We start from the raw sequence: 9298 nt of genomic DNA, 5'->3' as shown, positions 1-9298 counted from the left end.
AGGTATAATAGTTACAAATTACGTGAATTATAGAAACAGTATTTGTTTGGTAGGAGAATATGTATGGAAAGAATAGAAGGAATGGTAAGTGATATAGTATTTAAAAATGAAGACAACGGATATACTATAGCTCACTTGGCTAATGAAAAAGATGAAGTGGTTATAGTAGGTTGTATGCCAACTTTATCAGTAGGAGAAAGTATAGAGGTAGAAGGTAAGTGGATAAATCATAAAATTTATGGAGCTCAATTTGAGGTGAATCAATTTATACCAATAACCCCTTCTTCATTAGAAGGGATCTATGTTTATCTATCTTCTGGGATGATACATGGTATAGGTGAAAAGATGGCTAAAAGAATTATTGATAAATTTGGGGTAAACACTTTAGATATAATTCAAAGCACTCCAGAAAGACTAGAGGAAGTAGAAGGAATAGGGGACAGAAAAGTAAAACAAATAGTTAAAAGTTATGAAGAAAACAGAGAACTTAGGAATGTAATTATAGAGCTATCTCCATATGGCATAACTCCGAATTATTGTTTAAAGATATATAAAAAATACAAAAGTAAAGCTATAGAAATAATAAATAAAAATCCATATAAATTAGCATCAGATATAAGAGGTATTGGATTTAAAATAGCAGATGATATAGCTAGTAAAATAGGTATAGATAAGTATTCTAAAGATAGAGTAGGTCAAGGTATATTATTTGCATTAAATCAGTCTCTAGGTAGTGGACATACTTATCTTCCGAAAAATATTTTAATACAAGATTCTGTCAAACTATTAGAGGTTGAACCTGGTATAGTAGATGAATGTATAATGGATTTAGCCTACGACCAAAAGATACATATAGAAAAAATGAACGGAGAACATTTAGTATACTTAATTCCATACTATATGGCTGAAAATGGAGTTTGTAAACAAATAATAAAATTGTCTCAATGCGAATTTGACGATTTAAATATAGATATAGAGAAAGAGATTAGAATTGTAGAAAATGAGGAAAATATTAAGTTAGCTCAAAATCAAATTATAGCAGTTAAAGAAGCGATGAATAGTGGTGTGGTTGTAGTAACTGGAGGTCCAGGAACAGGTAAGACTACTACTATAAATACAATAATAAAAGTATTTGAAAATAATGATAAAGAAGTACTTTTAGCAGCCCCAACAGGAAGAGCTGCAAAGAGAATGGCTGAAACATCTAGTAAAGAAGCAAAGACTATACATAGACTATTAGAGATGGGATATGCAACTGATTCAGAAGAGTTACTATTTTTAAAAAATGAAGAAGATCCTATAAAAGCAGATGTTGTAATCGTTGATGAGGTATCTATGGTAGATATTTTGCTTATGTATAACCTACTTAGGGCAATAAAGCATGGTACAAGGGTTATTCTAGTTGGAGACAGTGACCAGTTACCATCAGTAGGTGCTGGAAATGTATTAAAGGATATAATTGATTCTAACGTTATTAATGTTGTAAGGTTGAATGAAATATTTAGACAAGCTCAAGAGAGTATGATAGTAGTAAATGCTCATAGAATAAATCACGGAGAACCATTATTCCTAAATTCAAAGGGAAAAGACTTCTTCTTTTTAAAGAAAACAAGTAATGAAGATGTATTAAATGAAATAATAGGTCTAGTTAATGAGAGACTTCCTAAATTTTATAATGTAGATAAAATGAAAGACATACAAATACTTGCATCCATGAGGAAAGGTGACTTAGGTGTAACTAATCTTAACTCAGAACTACAAAAATACCTTAATAAACCAGAAAAGTTCAAGGTTGAGGAAAAATTCCAAAATCGTATACTTAGGGTGGGAGATAAGGTTATGCAAGTAAAAAATAACTATACAAAAAAATGGGAAAATGAAGACCAAAGTGATAGTGGTGAAGGTATATATAACGGAGACATTGGATATATATACCATATAGATAAAGACAAAAGGAATGTATACGTACTATTTGACCAAGTGAAGATAGTATCTTATAAATATGATGAGCTAGATGAAATTGATCATAGTTTTTGTACAACTATACATAAAAGTCAAGGAAGTGAATTCCCAGTGGTAGTAATACCTATTACATGGGCTCCACCTATGTTGTTAAGTAGAAACCTTCTATATACTGCAGTAACAAGAGCAAAAAAGCTAGTAGTGCTAGTTGGAGATGTTAGATACTTAGAGCATATGATAAAAAATAATAGGACGAACGAAAGGTATTCCAACTTGGGATATAAATTAAATAAATTTAAACAAGAAGGGTTGCTGTTAAAATAAAAATATTATATGACTTTTTTTATGTGATTATAGACTTTATATATCCTGAAAATATAAGTTGCATTATATGTGATAATCCAATAAAAAAGAGCAACACTTACTCAATGTGTAAAAGTTGCTTTGAAGAGTTACATTTTATATTAGATGGATGTGTAAAGTGTGGGAAGCCAATAATAAATCATTCATTAGAAAAACAAGAGATATCTGGTTGTAGCTACTGTTTTAACAAGAGTTTCTATTTTGATAGAGCAATATCATGTATAGAGTATAATGATACTAGTAAAAAGATGATACTGGGACTAAAGTATAATAATAAGACATATATGAGTAAGTATATAGCTACAATAATGAAAGAAAAGTTAGAGGTGGAAGGTCTAGAATTTGATTATATTTTATTTGTACCACTTCACAAGAGAAGGCTTAAGAAGAGAGGTTTTAATCAATCTGAAAAGATAGCTAAGCATTTAGGAAAAGAGATATCAGCGCAAGTTATAGACTCTATATATAGAAAAAGTTATACAAAAATGCTATACAAATTAAAAAAACAAGAACGATTCCAGGAGTTAAAAAACGTATTTGCCATTAAACATAGTAAAAATTTACTTAATAATAAAAACATATTATTAGTAGATGATATATTTACAACAGGAGCGACTACGAATGAAATATCAAAGTTACTAAAAGAAACAGGCGTAAATAAAATATATATTATGACATTACTAACTAGAAGTAGCGATAGTTATGTATTAGAATAATTTTCTATTGACATATTTGATATAAAATATTAGAATAATTAAGTGATATTTAGGTCTGTGGTTGAAAGTCCAAGCCAGACGCAGGCAAAGGGATCCACGTAAGTTAACACTAAAAATTGAGTTGATGATCATGGTGCGTCTTAGAAGTAAGCCCTACCGGTAATAAAATCGAGAGAGAGTAGTAGTGCGGCGAACCCAAGCGAACCCTCCAGTAGGCGAGTGTGGGGGCAAAGACCAGGTCAGCTAAATATCTTAAAGTACCTTTTAAAGGTGCTTTTTTTATACCTAAAAATAATTACTAAATTTAAAAAATATGCATAAAAATTAAAAATTTGACATAAATACACATATTAATAACAACTTGTGTTGATATTTGTGGATATAAGAAATACTTAGAATAGTTTAAAACAGATGGATTCAATAGTTATTAACAGAGTTATACACATTATCCACATAATATTGTTATTATTAATCCACATTAAGAAATTATACTAATATAAAATTAAATAAACTTCTTTATATTTTGCATATTTAGAATATAAAAGTTAACAATAAAATTAAAGGATTCTATTACAGTACGTAGAATGAATTTATTAAAGTATAATTTTATATACTGGTATAACTTGAAGGGAGATGTTCTTATGAAAATAATAATATCTGGAAAGCAAATGGAACTAACAACTGGAATAAAAAATGCAATAGAGGAGAAGTTAGGCAGATTAGACTACTACCTTCATCCAGAAACAGAAGTAAAAGTTACTGTAAGTGCAAAAAAATCTAGACAAAAAGTAGAGGTAACTATAGTACCTATAAATGGACCTATAGTTAGAGCAGAGGATATAGAGGAAAACTTATATGCAGCAATAGATGTTGTATATGATAAACTTAATAAGCAATTAAGAAAATATAAAAATAGATTACAAGATAGACATCAAGATAACAAAACTATAAGATACAACGAAAATGATTTAGTTGAAGACGATAATATAGAATATGATGAAGATGATAATTTTGATGAAATATTAATAGAAAGACGTAAAAAGTTTGATATGAAACCTATGAGTCCAGAAGAGGCAGTATTACAAATGGAATTAATAGAACATGACTTCTATATGTTTAAAAATATAGACACAGATGAATTATCAGTAGTTTATAAGCGTAACAATGGTGGTTATGGAATAATAGAACACGAATAATGTACATAATAGAGTATCTCAGGATAATTAATTTGGGATACTCTATTTATTATATTAGATAAACTAACTTAATTCAAAAGTATAAGTAAAAATTAAACAGTAGAGTAATATATACAACTTAAATATCCATATATAATTATATTAAACTATGTAAATTTATAGATTAGTATACATAGGAGGATATATGGAGAATTTGGTAGAAAGAAGCAATAGACATGATGGACTAATACTATTAATATTTCTAAATGCTTTTGATGGAATAGCAACGTACGTTGGTTTAAGATTAGGGTTTTATATAGAACTAAATAAATTTTTAGACTTAGTATACGAGTATAGTTCATCTATGTTCATTATTGTAAAGATAATAATACCCACATTAATATTATTGATTTTAATGGAAAAAATAAAGGTGAAGATATCTAAGTTTACAAAAATGCTAATTTGCTTAACTAACATAATCTACATAGGAATATTTATATATCATGTATGCTTGTACATATTGGCTATAAGCTTAGCTGTGTAAAATATAAATGAGTATGTTTCAAAATATAAATGCTTATATTATGTAGATGCATTTTTTGAAATATACTCATTTTTATTATATTGTAAATCATAGTGCTTAAATTGGTGTAAATGCTATTATTGGTATTAAATATGGTGCTTTTATGTTAAAATGAATATTAGTATATATAATTGAGCGAGGAGAGATGTTAATCATGGGATTTTTAGATAATTTATTCAACATGGCAGACAAAAAAGAATTAAAGAAGTTTAATAAGATTGTTGATTCTATAGATGCATTAGAACCAAAATTTGAAGCAATGTCAGATAAAGAACTTAAAAATATGACAGAAGAATTCAAAGGAAGATTAGATAGTGGACAAAGCTTAGATGATATACTTCCAGAGGCTTTTGCGGTAGTTAGAGAAGCTTCTAGAAGAGTATTGGGGATGAGACAGTATAAAGTACAGCTTATAGGTGGTATAGTTCTGCATCAAGGCAGAATAGCAGAGATGAAAACAGGGGAAGGTAAAACTTTAGTTGCTACAGCTCCAGTTTATTTAAATGCTCTTACAGGAAAAGGGGTACACGTAGTAACAGTAAATGATTACTTAGCAAAGCGTGACAAGGAGCAAATGAGCAAATTATACGAATTCCTTGGAATGACTGTAGGGGTAATAGTTCACGGACAAAACCCTCAAGTTAGAAGAGCACAATATGAGTGTGATATAACTTATGGAACTAATAATGAGTACGGATTTGATTACCTAAAAGATAATATGGTAATTCATAAGGAGCAAATGGTTCAAAGAGAATTAAATTATGCAATAGTGGATGAGGTCGATTCTATATTAGTGGATGAAGCTAGAACTCCTCTTATTATATCTGGACCTGGAGATAAATCTACTCACTTATATTCAGATGCTAATACATTTGTATTAACTTTAAAGCCTGAAAACTACGAAGTTGATGAAAAGCAAAAGTCAGTATCCTTAACTGATTCGGGAATACAAAAGGCAGAGGTTTATTTTAATGTTGAAAATATAACTGATGTAGTTCATATAGAATTATATCATCATATAAATCAAGCTTTAAAGGCTCATACAATAATGAAGCGTGATGTAGATTACGTAGCTAAAGACGGTGAAATCACAATAGTTGATGAATTCACAGGAAGACTTATGTTTGGTAGAAGATATTCAGAAGGTTTACACCAAGCAATAGAAGCAAAAGAAGGATTAAAGATACAAAGAGAATCTAAAACATTAGCAACTGTAACATTCCAAAATTACTTCAGAATGTATAATAAGCTTTCTGGTATGACAGGTACTGCTAAGACAGAAGAAGAAGAATTTAAAGCAATATATAAGATGGATGTTGTTCAAATTCCAACGAATAAGCCAATCTTAAGAGAAGATCTAGCAGATGCAGTATATAAAAATGAGATGGGTAAATTTAATGCTGTAGCTGAAGATATAATAGAAAGAAATAAAGTGAAGCAACCTATACTAGTAGGTACAGTTTCTATAGAAAAATCAGAATTATTATCTCAACTGTTAAAGAGAAGAGGTATAAAGCATGAAGTGTTAAATGCTAAGCATCATGATAAAGAAGCTGAAATAATAGCACAAGCTGGTAGGTTAGGAGCAGTAACAATAGCTACTAACATGGCAGGTCGTGGTACGGATATAGTATTAGGGGGAAATCCTATATTTTTAACTAAAAAAGAAATGAAGAGATTAGGTTATGACGAAAGTGTTATAAATAAAGTAGACTCTCCTATAGAAGGATTAGAATTAGAAGGTAATGAAGAAATATTTGCTGCAAGAAAGCAATATGAAGAATTACATGACAAATATAAAAAGCAAACTGAAGAAGAGCAAGAACAAGTTAGAGCAGCAGGTGGACTTGCTATAATAGGTACAGAAAGACATGAATCTAGAAGAATAGATAATCAGTTAAGAGGACGTGCTGGTCGTCAAGGAGATCCAGGTAGCTCAAGATTCTACATAGGATTAGATGATGATCTTATGAGACTATTCGGTAGTGATAGAATATCTGGTGTAGTAGAAAAAATCGGATTAGAAGACGATATGCCAATAGAACATAAAATACTATCGAAGTCTATAGAAGGGGCTCAAAAGAAAGTTGAAGGAAGAAACTTTGGTATAAGAAAGCATGTTCTTCAATATGATGATGTTATGAATAAGCAAAGAGAAATAATCTATGCTGAAAGAAGACGTGTACTAGATGGAGAGAACCTACAAGAACAAGTTCAAGGTATGATAAAATCTATCATAGATCAAGCTGCTAATATCTACTCTACAGAAAGTGGATTTAACGAAGATGGATTCAGAGATTACTTATATCATATCTTTATGCCTAAGGGAAGCATAGAAATTCCAGATATGGAAAAACTTAAAGTTGAAGAAATAGTAGAACAAACTTATGAAATAGCAATGAAGATATACGGTGGAAAAGAAGAAAGAATAGGGTCTGAAAGAATGAGAGAAGTAGAAAGAGTTATACTTCTTCAATCTGTAGATAGCCACTGGATAGATCATATAGATGCAATGGATCAATTACGTCAAGGTATTGGACTTCGTGCAATAGGTCAACAAGACCCAGTTGTTGCATACAAAATGGAAGGATTCGATATGTTTGATGATATGACTAAGCACATACAAGAAGATACTGTAAGGTACTTATTCAACATAACTATAGAAGAACCAGTTGAAAGAAAGCAAGTTATAGATGTTGAACATTTATCTTCTAGTGCAACTGATGATCCGGACAATAAGACAGTAAAAAAAGATGACCACATAGGAAGAAATGATGATTGTCCATGCAAAAGTGGAAAGAAATACAAAAAGTGTTGTGGTAGATAATTCTGGAGGTTTAAATGTTAAACGTACAAGAATATAGAAGCAATGTGGAGATTATGTCTTCAAATATAGAAGAATTGAGGGTTTCTCTTTGACATAGCTTCATTAGAAAATAAAATAAAAGAAAATGAAGAAAAAATGAATGAGCAAGATTTTTGGAATGACAATGAATTAGCTCAGAAAACACTTCAAGAAAATAAAGCTTTAAAAGAAACTGTAGAAGAATATGAAAAACTTTTAGAAGCTTTAGAAGAAATAGAAGTTCTAATTGAAATCGGAATGGAAGAAAAAGATGATTCTATTGAAAAAGAAATAGAATCATCTATTCAAACATTAGAAAAAAATATAGATGTAGTAAGAATAAAGACTTTATTAAATGGAGAGTACGACAAGAACAATGCAATCTTATCAATAAACTCTGGTACAGGTGGTTTAGATGCACAAGATTGGTCACAAATGCTATTAAGAATGTATGTAAGATGGGGTGAAAAAAATGGATATAAAGTACGTATGTTAGACCTTATATCTGACCCTGAAGCAGGAATAAAAAGTGCTACTCTATTAATAGAAGGATTAAATGCTTACGGATATTTAAAAAGTGAAAAAGGTGTGCATAGAATAGTCAGAATATCTCCATTTGACCCATCGGGAAAAAGACATACAGCTTTTGCATCAATAGATGTTACACCTGAACTAGACGAGAATATAGATATAGAGATAAATCCTTCAGACCTTAAGATAGACACTTATAGAGCATCTGGTGCTGGAGGTCAACATGTAAATACTACAGATTCAGCAGTAAGGATAACCCATATTCCTACAGGTGTAGTTGTTCAGTGCCAAAATGAAAGATCTCAACATATGAATAAAGATAGAGCAATGAGAATGTTAATGGCTAAACTAATTGAGTTAAAAGAATTAGAGCAAAAAGAAAAAATTGAGGATATACAGGGAAAATATTCTCAAATAACATGGGGAAGTCAAATAAGATCATATGTGTTCCAACCATATAAACTAGTCAAAGATCATAGAACTAATGCAGAAATGGGAAATGTAGATAGTGTAATGGATGGTAATATAGATTTATTCATAAATGAATATTTAAAAATGAATAAGACAAAAAATTAATTTTAATATAGGGCTTGAGAATATAATTCTCGAGCCTTATTTTAAGCGATGATATACTGATAAAAAATCAAAGGAAGAGGTAGTCTTATGAATATAAATGAAATATTAAAAAAAGAATTTAACCTTAGAGATGAGCAAATAAATAATACGCTAAAACTTATAGATGAAGGTAATACAATACCTTTTATAGCTAGATATAGAAAAGAAATGACAGGGGAAATGAGCGACGTAATCTTAAGACAACTTCATGAAAGACTAACATACCTAAGAAACCTACAGTCTAGAAAAGAAGATGTAAATAGAATAATAGAAGAACAAGGTAAACTTACTGAAGAAATAAAGAAGAACATAGAAAAGGCAAAAACACTTCAAGAAGTTGAAGATATATATGCGCCATATAAACAGAAAAAAAGAACTAGAGCTACAATAGCAAAGGAAAAAGGATTAGAAAATCTTGCATTATCTATGTTAAATAAAAATATAGATAATATAGAGTTAGAAGCTAAAAAATATACTAATGAAGAAAAAGAAGTAGACTCTATAGAAG

7 protein-coding genes are annotated in these 9298 nt (G+C 29.9%); all 7 read left to right on the top strand.

Features of this window, described 5'->3' with window-relative positions; translation table 11 throughout:
• The first annotated feature begins 63 nt into the window (after positions 1-63).
• Positions 64-2286 carry an SF1B family DNA helicase RecD2 gene (gene recD2 / locus CHL78_RS18640; RefSeq protein WP_094369119.1) on the top strand — a complete coding sequence of 741 codons (2223 nt, stop codon included), beginning with the start codon at positions 64-66 and terminating at the stop codon, positions 2284-2286.
• A 23-nt stretch (positions 2287-2309) separates the two neighbouring features.
• Complete coding sequence (locus tag CHL78_RS18635; protein ID WP_243446481.1) at positions 2310-3041, top strand: ComF family protein; 732 nt, start codon at positions 2310-2312, stop codon at positions 3039-3041.
• A 641-nt stretch (positions 3042-3682) separates the two neighbouring features.
• Positions 3683-4237, top strand: a complete 555-nt coding sequence (gene hpf / locus CHL78_RS18630; RefSeq protein ID WP_094369121.1) for a ribosome hibernation-promoting factor, HPF/YfiA family — start codon at positions 3683-3685, stop codon at positions 4235-4237.
• A gap of 184 nt (positions 4238-4421) precedes the next feature.
• Positions 4422-4760 carry a DUF5658 family protein gene (locus CHL78_RS18625; RefSeq protein ID WP_094369122.1) on the top strand — a complete coding sequence of 113 codons (339 nt, stop codon included), beginning with the start codon at positions 4422-4424 and terminating at the stop codon, positions 4758-4760.
• A 193-nt stretch (positions 4761-4953) separates the two neighbouring features.
• On the top strand, positions 4954-7626 hold the full coding sequence (gene secA, locus CHL78_RS18620; protein ID WP_094369123.1) for a preprotein translocase subunit SecA: 2673 nt from the start codon (positions 4954-4956) through the stop codon (positions 7624-7626).
• Between the two features lie 14 nt (positions 7627-7640).
• Positions 7641-8751, top strand: a protein-coding gene (prfB, locus tag CHL78_RS18615) for a peptide chain release factor 2 (RefSeq protein ID WP_116041689.1) whose coding sequence is annotated in 2 segments (ribosomal slippage) — positions 7641-7715 and positions 7717-8751 — 1110 coding nt in all. Because the reading frame shifts where the segments join, the coding sequence is not laid out codon by codon here.
• 87 nt (positions 8752-8838) lie between these two features.
• On the top strand, positions 8839-9298 hold a 460-nt coding region (locus tag CHL78_RS18610; RefSeq protein ID WP_274541870.1), incomplete at its 3' end, for a Tex-like N-terminal domain-containing protein.

The sequence above is a fragment of the Romboutsia weinsteinii genome (genome assembly GCF_002250835.2).
Classification (GTDB): domain Bacteria; phylum Bacillota; class Clostridia; order Peptostreptococcales; family Peptostreptococcaceae; genus Romboutsia_A; species Romboutsia_A weinsteinii.
Note: the sequence above shows the minus strand (reverse complement) of the source record. Positions and strands in the feature narration are given on the sequence as shown.

Coding starts and splice junctions, on each gene's coding strand:
- recD2 (WP_094369119.1), top strand. CDS start 64: ATGGAAAGAATAGAAGGAATGGTAAGTGATATAGTATTTAAAAATGAA.
- hpf (WP_094369121.1), top strand. CDS start 3,683: ATGAAAATAATAATATCTGGAAAGCAAATGGAACTAACAACTGGAATA.
- CHL78_RS18625 (WP_094369122.1), top strand. CDS start 4,422: ATGGAGAATTTGGTAGAAAGAAGCAATAGACATGATGGACTAATACTA.
- secA (WP_094369123.1), top strand. CDS start 4,954: ATGGGATTTTTAGATAATTTATTCAACATGGCAGACAAAAAAGAATTA.